Origin of the sequence: Catenulispora yoronensis (assembly GCF_039531695.1) — a bacterium.
Classification (GTDB): Bacteria; Actinomycetota; Actinomycetes; order Streptomycetales; family Catenulisporaceae; genus Catenulispora; species Catenulispora yoronensis.
In genome coordinates this window covers 13,683-31,019 of the sequence record NZ_BAAAQN010000083.1, presented here as the reverse complement: position 1 = coordinate 31,019, position 17,337 = coordinate 13,683, and the positions used below count along the sequence as shown (strand labels likewise).

Sequence of the window (17,337 nt, the reverse complement as noted above, 5' to 3'; positions counted from 1 at the left end):
GCCACACCATAGGCGGGTCGGGATCGGTCTATCAAGGAAGACACGCAGGTCAGCGCAGCTCAACAGCGTTCGCGAGGAGTCAGCCCGTCGTCCGCCCGCGGCCGGTCCCGATACTGCGCCGCGACGAACTCCAAGAACGTGTCGACGTCCTCCGGCGACGACGACAGCCCGAACGAGACCCGGACCGCGCCCCCGGACGGCAGCCCGAGCCGCTGGAGATAGTCGTCGATGGTCCCGGTCGTGCGGCGGATCGCGCCGGACAGCAGGCGGCGGGATATGGAGAAGGCCGCCTCGCCCGCGCCGGGGTTGCAGAAACAGCCGGTCCGTAACGAGATGCCGCGCGCGGCGCTGTCCCGGCTGACGGTGCGCTCGTCGACGATCGCGCCCTCGGGATCCAGGACGTTGAGCGTCACCGTGGCACCCCGGCGGGAACCGTCGGTCGGGCCGTAGAGGCGGACCAGCGGTTCGCCGTTGCCGTGCCGCAGCGCGGCGGCCCCGGTCAGCAGGCGCTCGGTGAGGCCGGCGACATGCTCGTGGATGGCGTCCAGGCCGATGTCGGAGATCCAGCGCAGCCCGACCGTGACATCCGGGATGCTCAAGAAGTTGAGGGTCCCGTCCTCGAACGCCGTCTCGTCGTCGGCCATCTTGTGCCAGTCGCCCTGCGCGCTGACCACATGGATCGTGCCGCCGGAGAACCACGGCCGCCGCAGCCCCGCCAGGGCCGCGCGGCGGGCGATCAGACAGCCCAGACCGGTCGGATAGCCGAAGACCTTGTACCAGCTCACCGTCACGAAATCGGGGTGGACGGCGCCGAGGTCCAAGCGGTTCGTCGGCACATACGCGGCCGCGTCCAGCAGTACTTGGTATCCGAGGTCCTGGGCCGTCGCTATCCAGCGCAGCGGATGCTGCACGCCGGTGAAGTTGCTCTGCGCCGGATAGGCGAACAGGCCGCGACGCGAGCGGCCCTCGGCCAGCGCCTGCCGGATCGCGTCGTCGTCGATCCGCAGGTCCGGACCTGAGAAGGGCACGTAGACCGTCCGTGCCCCGCCGGCCCGCGCGTACTCCCGCAAGCCGTTCACCGAGTTGTGGTTGTCCAACGGCAGCACCAGCCGCGAGCGCTTGTCGAACGGGAACGCCTCGCCGACCAGCCGGCACGCGCCGGTGGCGTTCGGCGTGAACACCACCGCGTACTCCGCCGGATCGGCGTTGAAGTGCTGGAGCACGGCCGTGCGGGTCTGCTCCACCAGCAGCGACGAGGCCAGCGACGTGGGATTCTCAGAGTGCGGATTCCCGAAGCAGGCACTGCGGATCCGCTCCGCGTGCGCGTCGAGCTGGCGCCGCGCGGGCAGCCCCGCGCCCGTGTGGTCGAGATAGACCTGCCCTTGCTCGTCCAGATAGCCGAACTCGGTGGCACGGAGCGTGGAAATGGCGGTCATGGCTCATTATGTGCACCTGATCTGCCAGGGTGCCGTATCAGCTCGACACAAATTCTTCATGAAGGGGCTGCGATGACGGCGACCGGAATAAGAGCCCGAGGCGTCCGGCTGCGCGTGGCCGGCGACCGCGAGGTACTGCGCGACGTGTCGCTGTCCGCCCGGCCCGGCTCGGTGCTCGTCATCGCCGGAGCCAGCGGCGCCGGAAAGACCACGCTGCTGGAGGTGCTGGCCGGCATCCGGCCCCCGGACGAGGGCTCGGTCCGGCACGGCACCCGTCCGCCCGCCCCGCGCGGCGGCGGCTTCGGCTACGTCCCGCAGGACGACATCGTGCACCGCGACCTGCCACTGTCCCGCACCCTGCGCTACGCCGCCGAGCTCCGCCTCCCGGCCGGGACCCGGTCCGAGGACATCGACGGGGCGGTCCGGCGCGCGCTGGCGGACCTCGGCCTGACCGCTGTGGCCGGCCAGCGGGTCGGACTGCTCAGCGGTGGCGAGCGCAAGCGGGCCAGCATCGCCGTGGAGCTGCTGATCCGCCCGCGCGTGCTGTTCCTGGACGAACCGACATCGGGGCTCGATCCCGCCGCCGGCGCGGCACTGCTCAAGCTGTTGCGCGGCCTGGCGCATCAGGGCACGACGATCGTGCTGACCACCCACACCCCGGCGGACCTGCTGCGCGCCGACACGGTGGCGTTCCTGTCCCCGGACGGGCGCCTGGTCTATCGCGGCGCGCCGGACGGCTTGCTGAAGCATTTCGGTACGGACAGCGTTGAGGAGGCCTACGGCGCGGCGGCGGAAGCGCCCTCGGTCCCGGCCGAGTCCGAATCCGCGCCCGAATCCGACCACGACTATGACCGCGACCGCGAACTCGAAGCCCTCGGAGCCGGGTCCGAGTCGGAATCCGAGCCCGGGTCCGAGCCGGAGTTCAAATCCGAAGCTGAGCGCGAGTCCGAACTTGAGCCCGAATCCGAGACCGAATCCGAGCCCGAATCCGAGCCCGAATCCGAGTCCGCATTTCAGACCGGGCTCGAAGGCGCGCCTCGCGCGGACACCAAGTCGGAGAATCCGATGTCGTCCGCCGCCGACAGCGCGACCGACCCGAAGCTCATCGGCCCCCTGCGCCAATGGTGGCTCCTGACCCGCCGCTCGGCCGAGATCCTGGCCCGCAACCGGCTGTCCGCGGCCGTTCTCGTCGGGTCCCCGCTCGTCATCATCGCCATGTTCGCGATGCTGTTCCGCCCCGGGGCCTTCGACCCGGCCTCGCCGGATCCTTCCTCCACCGCGATGATCTGCTTCTGGATCGCGTTCGGCGCCTTCTTCTTCGGCCTCACCTACGGCCTGCTCCAGATCTGCACCGAGCTCCCCATCGTCCGTCGCGAACGTCTCACGATGCTGCGGCTCGGCCCCTATCTGATGGCGAAGGTCGCGATCCTGTTGCCGGTGCTGGTCGCGGCCGACGCGCTGCTGCTGGCCGTGCTCCGGCTCCTCGACCGGCTGCCCGCCGCCGACGCGGGCGTCCTCGGTTCGCTGTTCGTCACCGCGGTCCTGGCTTCGGCCGCAGCCCTGGCGCTCGGTCTGCTGGCCTCGGCGGCGGTCGCCGAGCCCGGGCAGGCCACCCTCATGCTGCCGCTGCTGTGCTTCCCGCAGGTCCTGTTCAGCGGCGCGTTCGTCCCGGTCCCGCGGATGAGCGCGCTCGGCGCGGGCCTGAGCTGGGCGATGACCAACCGCTGGGCGTTCGAGGCGCTCGGCTCCGGCGTGGACCTGGACGCGCTGTGGGCGCACGGCGCCTCCCCGATGGGCCCGCCGCTGCTGGCGTCCTACGGCGACACCTTCGCGCATTCCGCGGTCCGTGGCTGGCTCTGGCTCGGCGGGTTCACGGTGCTGTTCCTGGTCGCGGCGTGGGCGGTGCTCGCGCGCAAGTGCCGTCGGGCGGCGCGGTAGGCCGCGTGACCCTTCGGGGTGCCTCAAGTCGCGGGGGCGCCGGAGCGCTGCCTAGGGTCGATCCCAGCAGGTCGATCAAGTGCTTGACGGCGAAAGCTGAGAGGCGGCCATGGCGAAGGCGACACGGACGCGGGCGCTCGCCTGCCGTACCGCCGCGCTGGGGACGCTGCTGCTCGGGGCCGGAGCGGCCTGGGCTTCGGCCGCCTGGGCCCCCGCACACGCCGCGATCCCGCAGCCGACCGGCGCGCCGTTCCCGGCCGACGCGCCGATCCAGCTCGAACGCGTCGGCCAGATCACCGACAAGGTCAACGCTCTGGGCGGCCGCCGCGGCGAGGTAGCCGCCGCGCTCACCCAGCTCGACACCCAGCACGGCATCCAGCTGTTCGTCGCCTACGTCCGCGACTTCTCCGGCCGGGCGCCCGCCGACTGGGCCAACGAGACCGCCGCCAAGAGCGGCCTGGGCCTGCACGACGTGCTGCTCGCCGTCGCCACTCATGCGCGCCAGTACGGGTACTCCACGGACACCGACTCCGGCGTCACCGCCGCGCAGATGGCCTCCGTCGCCACCGCCGCCGTCGAGCCCGCGCTGCGCCTGAACGACTGGGCCGGCGCCGCGATCGGGGCCGCGCAGGGCATCGGCGCCGTCGTCTCCGGCCTGCCCATACCCGCCGTCGCCGTCACCCCGGGCGTCCCCGACCCCGGCGACTCCTCCACCGGCGTCAGCGGCGCCGCGCTCGCCGGGACGGTGGTCGTGGTAGGCGGCCTCGGCGCGGCCGGGGTCTGGGCCTACTCGCGCACCAGGCGGCGGCGGCCGGCGCCGACGCACAGCGCCGGCGGCCCGGCGCCGGTCGTCGAGCTGGACGCCACCGCCAAACACGCGCTTGTCGCCACCGACGACGCCGTCCGCACCAGCGAGGAGGAACTCGGCTTCGCCTCCGCCGAGTTCGGCGACGAGACCACCGCGCAGTTCGCCGACGCGCTGGCCGACGCCAAAGCCGAGCTCACCGCCGCCTTCCGGATCCGGCAGGCGCTCGACGACGAGATCCCCGAGGACGAGCCCACCAGGCGTCGGATGCTGACCGAGATCATCGACCGCTGCCGCCGGGCCAACGACCGGCTGGACGCCGAGGTGAAGTCCTTCGACCGGCTCCGCGCCCTGGTCCAGCACGCGCCGCAGGCGCTCGCCACGGCCCGCCGCGCGGCCGACGCGCAGCACGAGCGCGTCGCGCCGGTGCTGGCCGCCTTCCAGCGCCTGTGCGACGGATACGCCGACTCCGCCACCGCACCGCTGGCCGGGCACCCGCAGCAGATCGCCGACCGGCTGGCGTTCGCCGACGACAGCCTCGGCGCGGCCGGGGTCGCGCTGGATGCCGGTGACAAGCGGCGCGCGGCGGTCCTGATCCGCGGCGCCGAGGCCGGCGTAGAGCAGGCCCAGCTGCTGTTGGACGCCGTCGACCGGCGCGCCGCCGAGCTCGACACCGCCGCCTCGAAGCTGCCCGCCGCGCTGGCCGAGATGGACACCGACCTGGCCGACGCCCGGGCGCTGGCGGCGTCCCGGGGCGCCGCGGCCGCGCCGGACCTGGCCGACCTGGCCGGCCGCGCGGGCCGGGCCGAGCAGGTGGTGACCGCGCTGCGAGCCGAGCTCGCGGGCCGCTACGACCCGATCGACGCCCTGCGCCGCGCCGAGGAGGCCGACGCACTGCTCGACGAGGCGCTGAACGCGGTGCGTGAGCAGGAGCAGAACGACCGGCGGGCCCGCAGCCTGCTGGAGCAGGCCACAATGACCGCGCGCAGCGAGATCGCCGCCGCCGAGGACTTCGTCGCCACCCGGCGCGGCGCCGTCGGCAGCCAGGCCCGGACCCGCCTGGCCGAGGCCAAGCGGCTGCTCCAGCAGTCCGCGGCGGCCGCCGGCACCGACGCCGCGCAGGCCCTGACGCTGGCGCAACAGGCCGACCAGCGCGCCCGGCAGGCGCTGTCCGCCGCGCAGAACGACGCCGACCAGTATCAGTCCCCTTATGGCGGCGGCCGCTCCGGCGGCTCGATGGGCGGCGCCGTGCTGGGCGGCATCATCCTCGGGGACCTGCTCGGCGGCGGCCGGGGCGGTGGCCGGAGTGGCCGGGGCGGCACCGGACGCGGCGGCGGGTGGTCCGCGCCGTCACGCGGCGGATTCGGAAGCGGCGGCGGGGGACCGGGCAGCTTCGGCGGCGGCGGCACCCGCGGCCGGCTCGGCGGCGGGGGCAGGTTCTGACCCGTCCGCCCTCCGGCGGCACCAACGGCGAGAAAGGCACCCCGATGACCAAGCAGACCATCCTCGGCCGCGTGAAGCAGCTGGCCAAGGCCAACATCAACGCCCTGCTGGACTCCGCCGAGGACCCGCAGAAGATGCTGGACCAGCTGATCCGCGACTACACCAACAACATCGCCGAGGCCGAGCAGGCGGTGTCCTCCACGATCGGCAACCTGCGCCTGATGGAGGCCGACAACGCCGAGGACGCCAAGGCCGCGCAGGAATGGGGCGAGAAGGCCCTGGCGGCCAGCCAGCGCGCCGACACGCTACGAGCCGGCGGCGACACCCCCGAGGCCGACCGCTTCGACAACCTCGCCAAGGTCGCGCTGGAACGCCAGCTGGCCGCCGAGCGCCAGACCAAGGCCGCCACCCCACTGATCAAGAACCAGCAGGAAGTCGTCGACCAGCTGAAGGCCGGCCTGAACTCCATGAAGGAGAAACTCGACCAGCTCAAGACAAAACGCGACGAACTGGTGGCCCGCTCCAAGTCCGCCGAAGCCCAGTCCCGCGTCAACGACGCCCTCAAGAGCATCGACATCATGGACCCGTCCAGCGAGGTGAGCCGCTTCGAGGACAAGGTCCGCCGCGAAGAAGCGAAGGTGAAGGGCGCCCAGGAACTCGCCGCCTCCTCGCTCGACGCACAGTTCAACGACCTCGAAGGCCTCGCCGACCAGGCCGAGGTCGCCAAGCGCCTGGCCGCGCTGAAAGCACAGTGACGACGATGAAGAAGACTGCCGAGAGTACTGAGAGTACTGAGAGCGCCGGGAGCGCTTCGGCGGGCCGGACGGCCGCCGCCGAGCCCGAGCCGACTACGACCAAACCGCCTGCCAAAGCCAAACCGACTGCCGCCGCCAAGCCAGCTGCTGCCCAAGCCGAAGCCGAAGATGCTCCGCAACCGGCTGCTCCAAAGCCGACTGCCGCCGAACCGACGGCCGCCGCCGAGCCAGCTGCCGCCGAAACCGAAGCCGCAGATGCTCCGCAACCAGCTGCCGAAGCCGCTCCACAACCATCCGCCGACCCGAAACCACCCGCCGAACCACCCGCCGAGCCAGCTGCCGAGCCACCCGCCGACCCGGCGCGCGCCATCGCCGACGGCTACGCCTTCGACGGCCCGGTCCTGAACTTCGGCGCGCTGGTCGTCGATGGCGAGCCGCGGGCCGATCTTCAGATCCAGGTGCCGTTGGCGATGCTCAACCGGCATGGTCTGGTCGCGGGTGCGACCGGTACCGGCAAGACCAAGACCTTGCAGGGCTTGGCCGAGCAGCTGTCGGCGGCCGGGGTGCCGGTGTTCCTGGCCGATATGAAGGGCGACCTGTCGGGCATGGCCGTGCCCGGCAGTGGCGATGAGAAGCTGCTGGCCCGGACCGCCGGGCTCGGTCAGCAGTGGAGCGCCACGGCGTTCCCGTGCGAGTTCTACACTCTCGGCGGGCAGGGCACCGGGGTGCCGATCCGGGCCACCGTCACCGCGTTCGGGCCGACCATGCTGGCCAAGGTCCTCGGGCTCAACGCCACCCAGGAGTCCTCGCTGGGCCTGGTCTTCCACTACGCCGACACCAAGGGCTGGCTGCTGCTGGACCTCAAGGACCTGCGCAGCGTTGTGCAGTACCTGGTCAGCGATGAGGGCAAGGCCGAGCTGAAGACCATCGGCGGCCTGTCGTCGCAGACCGCCGGGGTGATCCTGCGCGAGCTGGTCGCGTTCGAGGCGAAGGGCGCCGAGCCGTTCTTCGGCGAGACCGAGTTCGACGCGATGGACCTGATCCGCACCGCCCCCGACGGCCGCGGCGTGGTCTCGCTGCTGGAGCTGCCGGGCGTGGCCACCAGGCCCGAGCTCTTTTCCACGTTCCTGATGTGGCTCATCGCGGAACTCTTCGAGCGCCTGCCCGAGGTCGGCGACCTGGACCGGCCCAAGCTCGTCTTCTTCTTCGACGAGGCGCACCTGCTGTTCAACGGCGCCTCCAAGGACTTCCTGTCCGCGATCACCCAGGCCGTGCGGCTGATCCGGTCCAAGGGCGTCGGCATCTTCTTCGTCACCCAGACCCCTAAGGACGTCCCCGGCGACGTCCTCGCGCAGCTCGGCAACCGCGTCCAGCACGCCCTGCGCGCCTACACCCCCGACGACGCCAAGGCGCTCAAGGCGACCGTGTCGACGTTCCCCAAGTCCGGCTACGACCTCGGCGAACTGCTGCAGCAGCTGGGCATCGGCGAGGCCGTGGTGACCGTGCTGTCGGAGAAGGGCGCGCCGACGCCGGTGGCGTGGACCCGGCTGCGGGCGCCGGAGTCGCTGATGGCCGAGGCGGACCCGGCCCTCGTGCAGGGCGCCGTCACGGCCTCCCCGCAGATGGCGAAGTACGGCGCGGCGATCGACCGCGAATCAGCCTACGAAATCCTCGCCGCGCGCGAACTCGAGGCGCAGATGGCCGCTGAGAAGGCGGCGGCGGACGCGGCGGCGCAGAAAGCCGCCGACGAGGAAGCCAAACGGCAGCAAACCGAAGCCGCCCGCGCCGAGAAGGAAGCCCGGCGTGCCCCGGCCAGTCAGAAGGCGCCGCCGAACCTCATCGACCAGTACCTGGGCAACGGCACTGTGAAGCAGGCCGTGAACACCGCGGTCCGCGAGATCACTCGGAACTTGTTCGGGACGCGGAAGCGCCGCTAGCCAGGCCCAGCGCCAACAGCGTCACGCCGACGCCGATCCACGCTGCGGTGCCGTAGCCGTCCTCCTTCGGGAAGACGGAGCCGGCCGGCGTGGCGGCCGCCAGCACCAGCGCACTGAGCGTGCTGCCGATCGAGAACCCGATGCTCCGCACCACCTGGTTGACGCCCATCGCGCTGGCCGTCTCCTGCGCCGGAGTCACGGCGAGGATCACCGCGGGCATCGCCGCCGAGAACGCACCGACGCCAAACCCGAGCAGCGACATGGAGACCAGCGGCCCGGCCACAGTGCTCCGCACCAAGGCGAAGACCACGAACGCGACGAGCACGACGGCCGTGGCGCCGCTCAACAACGCCGGAGCCGACAGCTTCTCGCGAAGCCGAGGACTGATACGCCCGGCGACGAATCCGAGGATGGAGAACGGCACCAGGAACAGCCCGGCCGCGAACGTGCTCAGCCCGAAGCCGTACCCGGCCGCGTGCGGCGTCTGGACGTAGCGCGTGATGCAGGACAGCAGCAGATACATGCCCACCCCGGCGACCAGCATCGCGGCGTTCGCCGCCGCCACCGCGCGGTGCCGCAGCAGCCGCAGGTCCACCAGCGGTGTCGGCAGCCGCCGCTCCCGCAGCACCCACCCGGCCAGCAGCGCGGCCGCCGCCAGCACCAGCGCGGCGGCCACCGGCAGATGGTGCTGCCACAGGCTGACCTCGCCCAGCACGAACAACAGCACCAGCAGCCCGGCGCCGAGCAGCGCGCTCGCGGCCGCGTCCGGCGCGGGCGCCGACGGCTGCCGCGACTCCGGGAACGCCCGCGCCGCCGCGACGAACGCCACCGTCGTCCCGACCAGCCCGGCGCCGTAGGCGGCCCGGATCCCGCCGACGTCGGTCAGGTACCCGGCCAGCGGATAGCCGATGCCGACGCCGACCGTCGAGGCCACCGAGATCATCGCGATCGCCGCCGCCGACCGGGCCGCGTCCAGCCGCTCCCGCGCCGCCGCCATCAACAACGGCAGCAACGCCAGCCCGCAGCCCTGCGCCGCCCGCCCCGCGATCAGCACCGGGAGCGACAGCGGAAGGACCGTCAGGACACTGCCGACGACGATGACGCCGAGCGTGCCCAGCACCACCGGACGCCGCCGGGCGCCGGTGCCCAGCCGGCCCAGCACCGGCGTGGCCACCGCGCCGACCAGCAGCGACACCGTGAGCGTCCACTGCGCCGCCGCCAACGACACGTGCAGCGTGGTCGCGACGCTGGTGATCAGCGGCGAGCCCAGGCTCCCGGCGATCGCCACGACCAGCGCGATCAGCAGCAGCGTCCGGGTCAGCGCGTCCGCGGCCCGCCGGTCCTCGGCGGCCACCGTGGCGGCGGTCATTGGTTGGTCTCACTGGTGATATGAGTGAACAAGCCGGGCTGGATACGGGTCCGCACGCCCAGCGCCCACGGCTCGTCCACGTCCCGCAGCTCCAGCGCCGCGCTGTTGTTCAGCAGCATCCCGAACGCCAGGAACGACTTCACCGTCACCGGTTCCAGCCCCGTCGTGTCCGCGACCGTGCCCCACATCCGCGCGAAACTGTCGCGGACCGCGTCCCGGACCTCCGGCTCGCTCGCCGCCGCGAACCCCTGCAACTGCAACAGCAGCGCGGTGCGATCGCCGAGCAACGAGTCGTACGTCAGGCCCATCGCCGACAGCGCCTCCAGGCCGGTGCGGTCCCCGGCCGCCTCCCGCATGGCGCCGGTCAACTGCTCGAAGGCCCGCTGCACCACCTGGATGAACAACGCCTTCTTCGAGCCGAACAACCGGAAGACGTACGCCTGCGTGATCTCCGCGCGCCGCGCGATGGTCTCCGTCGAGGTGCCGTGCAGGCCCCCGAGCGCGAACTCCTCCGCCGCGACCGCCAGGATCTGCGCCCGGCGCTCGTCGGCGGTCATCTTCTTCGACACCGTCGCCATGCTGGCATGTTACTACTCACTAACAAGTAACAACGGGTCGACCGCGCCCCACCGGCGCGCCCCATCGGCGCACCCCTCAGTCGCGCCCCTCAGCCGCCGCGGACGATCCACATCATCAGCATCCGCCGGATCACCATCGTGAGCCGGGCGCGGCGGACCACAGCCGCCTCCGCGAAGACAGTGGTCATCGTCGTTCCTCCGTGGGTTGTTCCAGGTCGGCTCGGGCCCCCGTGGGCCGCCGAGCGGTGCAGCCGTCGATCGATGCTCCGGGTACCCGGTTGCGGCGATTGAAACGTGAGGGGACTGATCGCTCTGTACTGATCGTCCTGTCGTGAAATCCGCGCCGCGCGCGTACCTTTGTGCGCATGGACGCGATCGAGGTTGCGGAGCTCGCGCTGAGCCTTCCCGATGTTGACCCCTCACAGCCGAGCCCGGCCCGGATCTACGACTTCTGGCTCGGCGGCAGCCAGAACTTCGAGGCCGACCGGGAGGCCGGCCGGCGGGCCGCCACCGCGATGCCGACGCTGGTGGCGGCGATCCGCGCGAACCGCGCCTTCCTGGGCCGGGTGGTGCGGCACCTGGCCGGCCCGGCCGGGATCACGCAGTTCCTGGACCTGGGCTCCGGCGTGCCGACGGTCGGCAACGTGCACGAGGTCGCGATGGCCGTGAACCCCGACGTCAAGGTGCTCTACGTCGACATCGACCAGGTCGCCATCGCGCACGCCCGGCACCTGCTCAAGGACGTCGACGGCGCCGAGGCCGTCCTGGCCGACCTGCGGCGCCCGGAGAGCGTGCTGGAGCACCCGCTGGTCGGGCGCACCCTGGACCTGTCCCGGCCGGTGGCGGTCCTGATGAACGCGGTGCTGCACTTCATCCCGGACGAGGAGGACCCGGCCGGGATCCTGCGCTCCTACATCGGCGCCGTCGCCCCCGGCAGCTATCTGGCGCTCTCGCACGCCGCGCCCGACCTGGCGCACCCCGGCGAGCAGGCCGAGATGCTCGACGACTACCGGCGCTCCACCAAGGTGCCGTTCATCAACCGCGAGCCCCAGGAGATCGCCGCCTGGCTGACCGGGCTGGAGATCGAGGACCCGGGCCTGGTCACGGTGGACCAGTGGCAGCCGGAGCCGAACAGCAACGAGGTATCGATCCTGCGGACGTACGGCGTGCTGGCCCGCATCCCGGAGAGCTGAGGACCGGGCAGACGCGAGAAGGCCGCCGGGCGGATCGCCCGGCGGCCTTCTCGTCGTCGCGACCCGGTTCCGGTTCTCCGGCCCGGCTCCGGCCCGCTCTTTTCCGCTCTTTTCCGCTCAGTTCCTGCGGCCGCCGAACAGGCTCAGGAAGAACAGGAACACGTTGAGGATGTCCAGGAAGATCGACGCGGCCAGCAGCGGCGCCGAGACGATGTCCTGGTTGCGCCGCAGCCGCTGGAAGTCCACCAGCGTGAAGCCGGCGAAGATCACCAGGCCCGCCACGCTGTAGATCACCGAGGCGTGCGGGATGTTCACGAAGATGGCCACCACGCCGAAGATCAGCAGCGCCACCAGCGCCCAGAAGCTCATCCGGGCCACGCCGGACAGGTCCCGGTTGGTGGCGTACCCGGCCGAGCCCAGGGCCAGGATGAACAGCGCCGTCGCGCCGCCGGCCTGCCACAGCGCCTTCGGATCCGTGGTCGCGTAGTAGACCAGCGTGGGCGAGATCGCGATGCCCATCATCAGGCCGAACGCCCCGAGCAGGACGACCGTGGCCTCCCGCGACTTCTCGGCCGTGAACCGCATCGCGATCAGCGCCACGAAGGCGGCGATGAAGGCGATGAACCCGGCCCCGTGGTTCAGGTTGCGGCCCAGGTAGGCGCCGACCGCGAACAGCCCGGCGGTGGCCGCGACATACGTCATGGTGCGCGCGAACAAGGTGTTCGTCGAGATGCCATAGCCGGCCCGGCGCGCCGTTGTCGTTTCGTACACGTCCACTCCCTACCCGCCTGAGCGGATTTCATCGTGCGCCGGACCCGTCGGGTCGGCAGTCGTCGATCGAATTCTTGTGCACATCGCGGATCTGCGCATTTCAAGGATGCTCGATAACCTTGCCGCATGGACGGACCAGTTCCCGAGATCCTCGACCTGCCGATCGGGATCGACGCCACCGGCCTGCGCCGCGAGAGTGACGCGCTCGGCGCGATCGACGTCCCGGCCGACCGCTACTGGGGCGCCCAGACCCAGCGCTCCCTGGAGCACTTCTCCATCGGCGACGACCACATGCCGCCCGGCATCCACCACGCCTACGGCCACGTGAAGATGGCCGCCGCGCTGGTCAACGGCAAGGCCGGCCGGCTGCCCGGCTGGCTGGCCGACCTGATCGCCCGCGTCGCCGCCGAGGTCGTCTCCGGTGACCTCGACGAGCACTTCCCCCTGTTCGTCTGGCAGACCGGTTCGGGCACCCAGACCAACATGAACGTCAACGAGGTCATCAGCAACCGCGCGATCCAACTCGTCGGCGGCACCCTCGGCAGCAAGACCCCGGTCCACCCCAACGACCACGTCAACCTCGGCCAGTCCTCCAACGACAGCTTCCCGACCGCGACCCACGTCGCGGCGGTGCTGGCGCTCCACGACCGCGTCCTGCCCGAACTCCGCGCCCTGCACGCCGCCCTGGACGCCAACGCCGGCAAATGGGCCGATGTGCCGAAGACCGGCCGCACCCACCTGCAGGACGCGGTCCCGCTCACCGTCGGCCAGGAATGGTCCGGCTACGCCGCGCAGATCGCCGCCACCACGGCCCGCCTGGAGACAGCCCTGCCGGGCCTGTACGAACTCGCCGCCGGCGGCACCGCGGTCGGCACCGGCCTGAACGCCCCCCGCGGCTTCGCCGGCCACTTCGCCGCCGAACTCGCCGAGCTGACCGGCCACCCCTTCGTCACCGCCCCGAACAAGTTCGCGGCCCTGGCCGGCGCCGACGCCATGGCCGCGGCCTCGGCCGGCCTGCGCGGCGTCGCCACCGCGCTCCACAAGATCGCCAACGACGTCCGCTGGCTCGGCTCCGGCCCCCGCACCGGCCTCGGCGAACTCCGCCTCCCGGAGAACGAACCCGGCAGCTCGATCATGCCCGGCAAGGTCAACCCGACCCAGTGCGAAGCGACCATGATGGTCTGCACCCGCGTCCTGGCCGACGACTCGGCCCTGGCCCACGCCGCCGCCTCCGGCAGCTTCGAACTCAACACCATGCGACCCCTGATCGCCTCCTCGTTCCTGCACTCGGCCCGCATCCTCACCGACGCGGCCCGCAACTTCCGCGTGTTCTGCCTGGAAGGCATCGAGCTCAACCGTGAACGCATCGACCGCGACCTGGGGCGCTCGCTGATGCTGGTGACGGCGCTGACGCCGGAGATCGGCTACGACAAGGCCGCGCAGATCGCGCACAGCGCGGACACGACCAGGGCGACGCTGCGGGAGGCGGCGATCGCCAGCGGATTCCTCAGCGCCGAGGAGTTCGACCGGATCGTGGACCCGAGGGCGATGACGGTGCCGCCGGACGCCGAGTGAGGGGTTCGGGTCCGACGGGCTTGTTGGCGAGCCAGGGGGCGGCCGGGTTCTAGGCCGGAATCGGTTCGGCGACCTGCTCGGCGATCGGTTCGGCGATCGGTTCGCCGACCTGCTCGGAGATCTGCTTGGCGTCCTGCCCGGTGCCCGGTTCGGTGGCGGAGTCGGTGGCCGGTTCGGCGGCGGAGTCGGTGGCGGGCTCGGCAACTGGTTCGGCACCTAGTTTGGCAATCGGTTCAGCACCTGGTGCGGGCTCGTCGCCTGCCTCGGCAACCGGCTGCGCGACCGTCGACGCCACCGCGCGGTCCATCCGCGCGGCCAGCGCCGCTATGTAGTCGCGGAGCTCCGGCGGATCGATGACCTCGAACTCGAAGCCCTTCAACGCGATGTAGACCGCGATGGTGTCCAGCGCCTCGGCGCCGGTGTAGTAGAAGCAGGAATTCTCGTCCCGCGCCTCCAGGCGGCCGGCGGTGGGAGTGGTCCCGGCCGCGACATCCTTCACCGGCGCATGGAACAAGATCGTGGCCTGATACCGATAGGGCGCGCGCGTGATGGCGTCCGACAAGTACGTCACCGCGTCGCCGTCCGGCTCCGGCCGCGGCGTGAACCGCGCACCCGGCTGGATCGGGCCGCCGACGCGGTCCACGCGGAACGTCCGCCAGTCGTCCCGGTCCAGGTCGTAGGCGAGCAGATACCAGTTCCGCCCGGCCCGGACCACCCGATACGGCTCGACGCGCCGCGTCTGGTCCCGGTAGCGGAAGCGGACGCCCTCGTGTGCCCGGCAGGCTCCGGCGAGGGCTATGAGCAGCGCGGCGTCCACCACCGGGCAGTCGCCCGGCAGCAGCATGATGGCGGTCTGGACCGAGTCCACCCGGTGCCGCAGCCGCGACGGCAGGATCTGCTCGATCTTGCTCAGGGCGCGCAGCGAGGTCTCCTCGATCCCGGTCAGCCATCCGGCGGCGGCTCCGCGCAGGCCCACCGCCACCGCGACCGCCTCGTCGTCGTCCAGCAGCAACGGCGGCAGGGCGGCGCCGACGCCGAGGCGGTAGCCGCCCGCGGTCCCCGGCGCGGACTCCACCGGGTAGCCGAGGTCGCGCAGCCGGTCGACGTCGCGGCGGACCGTGCGGGGCGTCACTTCGAGGCGTTCGGCCAGCTCGCCGCCGGGCCAGTCGGGACGGGACTGCAACAGCGACAGCAGCCGGAGCAGCCGGGCCGAGGTCTGGAGCATGGGCGCCGAACTCCTTGGAATCGCTCCTGGATCGAGGACAGAACCTGTCCGCAAGGGGTTCTAGTCTCGCTGATGCGAGCCCGATCCGGGTAGCGCGCATCCATTGCAGTCTCTGGGGAGATCTCATGTTCTTGATCACTGGTGCCACGGGGAACGTCGGCCGGAACGTCGTCGAGCAGCTGGCCGCCGCCGGGCACAAGGTGCGGGCGCTGAGCCGGAACCCGGAGCGGGCGCAGTGGCCGGCCGGCGTCGACGCGGTCGCGGGCGACCTGGCCGACGCGGCGTCGCTGGGGGCGGCCCTGGCCGGGGTCGAGGCGGTGTTCCTGCTGGCCGTGCCCACGGCCTCCGGCGCGGACTTCGTCGCCGCCGCGGAGGCGGCCGGCGTGCGGCGCGTCGTGCTGCTGTCCTCGGGCTCGGTGGACGACGACGCCGAGACGCAGAGCGGCCCGATCGCCGAGTACCACTGGCGGGCCGAGCAGGCGCTGCGGGCGTCGGACCTGGAGTGGACGTTCCTGCGCGGCGAGGTCTTCGCGGCCAACACCCTGCCGTGGGGCTACCAGACGAAGGCTGGCGACGACGTCCGCGGCGCGTATGCCGCCGCCGCGGGGTCGCCGATTCATGAGGTGGACATCGCCGAGGTCGCCGTCGCTGCGCTGACCGGCGCTGACCCGGCGGGCCAGGTCGGGGCCACCAGCCACGCGGGCCGTGTCTACCACCTGTCGGGCCCTGAGTCCCTGACGCACGCCGACCAGGCCCGGATCCTCGGCGAGGTCCTCGACCGCCCGATCCGCTTCGTCGAGGTGCCGGTCGACGCGGTCCGCGAGCAGATGAGCGCGCACGTTCCGGCGCCGATCCTGGACGACATCATCGGCATCTGGGCCGCCTCCGTCGGCAACCCACGCCCGGTGACGGACGCCGTGGAGCGGGTCACCGGACACCCGGCCCGGAGCTTCGCGACGTGGGTCCAGGACCACGCCGCAGCGTTCTGAAAGGTCCAGGACCACGCCGCAGCGTCCTGAAGGCGTTCCCGGCCCGCGGTGGCCTCCGCGGGCCGGGAACTCATCGGCCAGAGAGCGTCAGCTGGTCGTCACCGAGGTGTCGTCGACCACGAACGAGGTGGGGTACTCGTAGTCGTTCGTCGCGGTGAGCTTCAGCGTCACGGTCTGGCCGGCGTAGGACGCCAACGAGAGGTTGTGCTGGGAGTAACCAGTGTTGGCGTTCTTGTTGGAGTAGGTGTACAGGGTGCTCAGCACGGTGCCCGCGCTGTTCAGGACCTGCACTTTGAGCGTGTCGTAGGCGGTCGTGGTGCTGGTCTCCGAGGTGTCGATGTGCATCCAGAAGCCGAAGGTATACGTCGTGCAGCCGCTCGGCAGCGCCACGGTCTGGGCCAGGGTGCCGGTGCCGGAGGCGGTACCGCCCAACCACGCGTCCCAACTGCCGGTGCGGGCGGGTTCGCTGGAGCTGTTGGCGATGACGCCGGAGGACGCGGTCCACGGCGCCGCGTTGGTCCCGTTCTCGAAACCGGGGTCTCCGAGCAGGTTGGCGCTGCCGCAGGACGAGGCGCCGGTCACCGTCCAGCTGAACGCCGCCGTGCCCGACGGGCCGGTGGAGTCCGTCGCGGTGACGGTCACGCTGCTGGTTCCGGCGGCGGTGCCGACGGTGGCCGACTGGGCGCCCGGGTTGGTGACCGTCACGCCGGTGCTCGTGCCCTTGGTGAAGTCGGCGGTGAACGCGTTCTCGATGCCGGACAGCACACCACTGTCGGTGAGGATCAGCCTGAGTTCGCGGTTGTGGTTCAGCGAGTTGTCGGAGAAGTTCTCCGAGCCGGCGAACACCTTCGCGTTCGCCGTGCCGTAGTCGGCGACGATCGCCTTGGCGTGGATGTAATAGCCGGTCTGCGACGTGTACTGCATCACCTGCACCCCGGCGGCCTGGACCTGGCTGATCTCCGAGTTGTAGGAGCCGCCGGTGTTCTCCAGCACGCAGCGCACTGTCACGCCGCGCTGCGCCGCCGCGACGATCGCGTTGATCAGCGCGGTGTCGCCGAACTCCTCCTCCTGCACGTCCAGCGTCTTGGTGGCGCCGTCGACGGTGATCGTCTTCTGATGGGTGTAGGTGAACGCCGAGGAGCTGTAGACGACGCTCACGCCGCCGGCCTGCAGGGCGCTGTAGGCGGCGCCGTTCACGCTGGTCTGCTTCCCGTCCAGGATCACCCGGACCGGGATCCCGGCCTTCTTCTTGTTCACCAGGGCCGTCGTCACCGTGGTGTCGCGCAGCTCGTACATCGTCACGTCGATGGACTTCTGGGCGCT

12 protein-coding genes and 1 pseudogene are annotated in these 17,337 nt (G+C 71.6%); 7 read left to right on the top strand and 6 right to left on the bottom strand.

All coding sequences use genetic code 11. The features are described from left to right. Positions 1 to 59 precede the first annotated feature (59 nt). Positions 60 to 1,436 carry an aminotransferase class V-fold PLP-dependent enzyme gene (locus ABD481_RS42005; protein WP_344671501.1) on the bottom strand — a complete coding sequence of 459 codons (1,377 nt, stop codon included), beginning with the start codon at positions 1,434 to 1,436 and terminating at the stop codon, positions 60 to 62. Positions 1,437 to 1,508: 72 nt separating this feature from the next. Between ABD481_RS42005 and ABD481_RS42000 the strand changes: the two genes are divergently transcribed. The 4 genes from ABD481_RS42000 to ABD481_RS41985 all read left to right on the top strand — a co-directional run bounded on the left by ABD481_RS42000 (position 1,509) and on the right by ABD481_RS41985 (position 8,314). Then, positions 1,509 to 3,374, top strand: coding sequence for an ATP-binding cassette domain-containing protein (locus ABD481_RS42000; RefSeq protein ID WP_344671500.1), 1,866 nt, complete (start codon positions 1,509 to 1,511; stop codon positions 3,372 to 3,374). 109 nt (positions 3,375 to 3,483) lie between these two features. Further along, positions 3,484 to 5,622 (top strand): TPM domain-containing protein, encoded by a 2,139-nt coding sequence (locus tag ABD481_RS41995; protein ID WP_344671499.1) that lies wholly within the window; start codon positions 3,484 to 3,486, stop codon positions 5,620 to 5,622. A gap of 44 nt (positions 5,623 to 5,666) precedes the next feature. Then, complete coding sequence (locus ABD481_RS41990; protein WP_344671498.1) at positions 5,667 to 6,377, top strand: PspA/IM30 family protein; 711 nt, start codon at positions 5,667 to 5,669, stop codon at positions 6,375 to 6,377. 5 nt (positions 6,378 to 6,382) lie between these two features. Beyond that, complete coding sequence (locus ABD481_RS41985; RefSeq protein WP_344671497.1) at positions 6,383 to 8,314, top strand: helicase HerA-like domain-containing protein; 1,932 nt, start codon at positions 6,383 to 6,385, stop codon at positions 8,312 to 8,314. Here the strand turns inward: ABD481_RS41985 and ABD481_RS41980 are convergent. Together ABD481_RS41980 and ABD481_RS41975 are read right to left on the bottom strand one after the other, a co-directional pair. Then, positions 8,277 to 9,683 carry an MFS transporter gene (locus ABD481_RS41980; RefSeq protein ID WP_344671496.1) on the bottom strand — a complete coding sequence of 469 codons (1,407 nt, stop codon included), beginning with the start codon at positions 9,681 to 9,683 and terminating at the stop codon, positions 8,277 to 8,279. The genes ABD481_RS41985 and ABD481_RS41980 overlap by 38 nt on opposite strands. Next, positions 9,680 to 10,240 carry a TetR/AcrR family transcriptional regulator gene (locus tag ABD481_RS41975; protein ID WP_344671513.1) on the bottom strand — a complete coding sequence of 187 codons (561 nt, stop codon included), beginning with the start codon at positions 10,238 to 10,240 and terminating at the stop codon, positions 9,680 to 9,682. Before ABD481_RS41975 ends, ABD481_RS41980 begins: the two co-directional genes overlap by 4 nt. A gap of 386 nt (positions 10,241 to 10,626) precedes the next feature. On the opposite strand from ABD481_RS41975, the gene ABD481_RS41970 reads away from it, so the two are divergent. Beyond that, positions 10,627 to 11,454 (top strand): SAM-dependent methyltransferase, encoded by an 828-nt coding sequence (locus ABD481_RS41970; protein ID WP_344671495.1) that lies wholly within the window; start codon positions 10,627 to 10,629, stop codon positions 11,452 to 11,454. A gap of 117 nt (positions 11,455 to 11,571) precedes the next feature. Here the strand turns inward: ABD481_RS41970 and ABD481_RS41965 are convergent, their stop codons facing one another. Beyond that, complete coding sequence (locus ABD481_RS41965) at positions 11,572 to 12,225, bottom strand: Bax inhibitor-1/YccA family protein (RefSeq protein ID WP_344671494.1); 654 nt, start codon at positions 12,223 to 12,225, stop codon at positions 11,572 to 11,574. A gap of 126 nt (positions 12,226 to 12,351) precedes the next feature. Here ABD481_RS41965 and ABD481_RS41960 point away from each other — a divergent pair, with 126 nt between their 5' ends. Continuing rightward, a complete protein-coding gene (locus ABD481_RS41960; RefSeq protein WP_344671493.1) occupies positions 12,352 to 13,800 on the top strand; it encodes a class II fumarate hydratase in 1,449 nt (482 codons plus the stop codon). Positions 13,801 to 14,083: 283 nt separating this feature from the next. On the opposite strand, the pseudogene ABD481_RS41955 reads toward ABD481_RS41960, so the two are convergent. After that, a pseudogene (locus tag ABD481_RS41955) lies at positions 14,084 to 15,025 on the bottom strand (helix-turn-helix transcriptional regulator); the annotation flags it as partial. Between the two features lie 125 nt (positions 15,026 to 15,150). Here ABD481_RS41955 and ABD481_RS41950 point away from each other — a divergent pair. Continuing rightward, positions 15,151 to 16,014, top strand: a complete 864-nt coding sequence (locus tag ABD481_RS41950; RefSeq protein WP_344671492.1) for an NAD(P)H-binding protein — start codon at positions 15,151 to 15,153, stop codon at positions 16,012 to 16,014. A gap of 87 nt (positions 16,015 to 16,101) precedes the next feature. On the opposite strand, the gene ABD481_RS41945 is transcribed toward ABD481_RS41950, so the two are convergent. Then, entirely contained in the window at positions 16,102 to 17,310 is a 1,209-nt protein-coding gene (locus ABD481_RS41945; protein ID WP_425559406.1) for a phospholipase D-like domain-containing protein, read from the bottom strand. Positions 17,311 to 17,337 lie beyond the last annotated feature (27 nt).

Coding starts and splice junctions, on each gene's coding strand:
- ABD481_RS42005 (WP_344671501.1), bottom strand. CDS start 1,436: ATGACCGCCATTTCCACGCTCCGTGCCACCGAGTTCGGCTATCTGGAC.
- ABD481_RS42000 (WP_344671500.1), top strand. CDS start 1,509: ATGACGGCGACCGGAATAAGAGCCCGAGGCGTCCGGCTGCGCGTGGCC.
- ABD481_RS41995 (WP_344671499.1), top strand. CDS start 3,484: ATGGCGAAGGCGACACGGACGCGGGCGCTCGCCTGCCGTACCGCCGCG.
- ABD481_RS41990 (WP_344671498.1), top strand. CDS start 5,667: ATGACCAAGCAGACCATCCTCGGCCGCGTGAAGCAGCTGGCCAAGGCC.
- ABD481_RS41985 (WP_344671497.1), top strand. CDS start 6,383: ATGAAGAAGACTGCCGAGAGTACTGAGAGTACTGAGAGCGCCGGGAGC.
- ABD481_RS41980 (WP_344671496.1), bottom strand. CDS start 9,683: ATGACCGCCGCCACGGTGGCCGCCGAGGACCGGCGGGCCGCGGACGCG.
- ABD481_RS41975 (WP_344671513.1), bottom strand. CDS start 10,240: ATGACCGCCGACGAGCGCCGGGCGCAGATCCTGGCGGTCGCGGCGGAG.
- ABD481_RS41970 (WP_344671495.1), top strand. CDS start 10,627: ATGGACGCGATCGAGGTTGCGGAGCTCGCGCTGAGCCTTCCCGATGTT.
- ABD481_RS41960 (WP_344671493.1), top strand. CDS start 12,352: ATGGACGGACCAGTTCCCGAGATCCTCGACCTGCCGATCGGGATCGAC.
- ABD481_RS41950 (WP_344671492.1), top strand. CDS start 15,151: ATGTTCTTGATCACTGGTGCCACGGGGAACGTCGGCCGGAACGTCGTC.
- ABD481_RS41945 (WP_425559406.1), bottom strand. CDS start 17,310: ATGTACGAGCTGCGCGACACCACGGTGACGACGGCCCTGGTGAACAAG.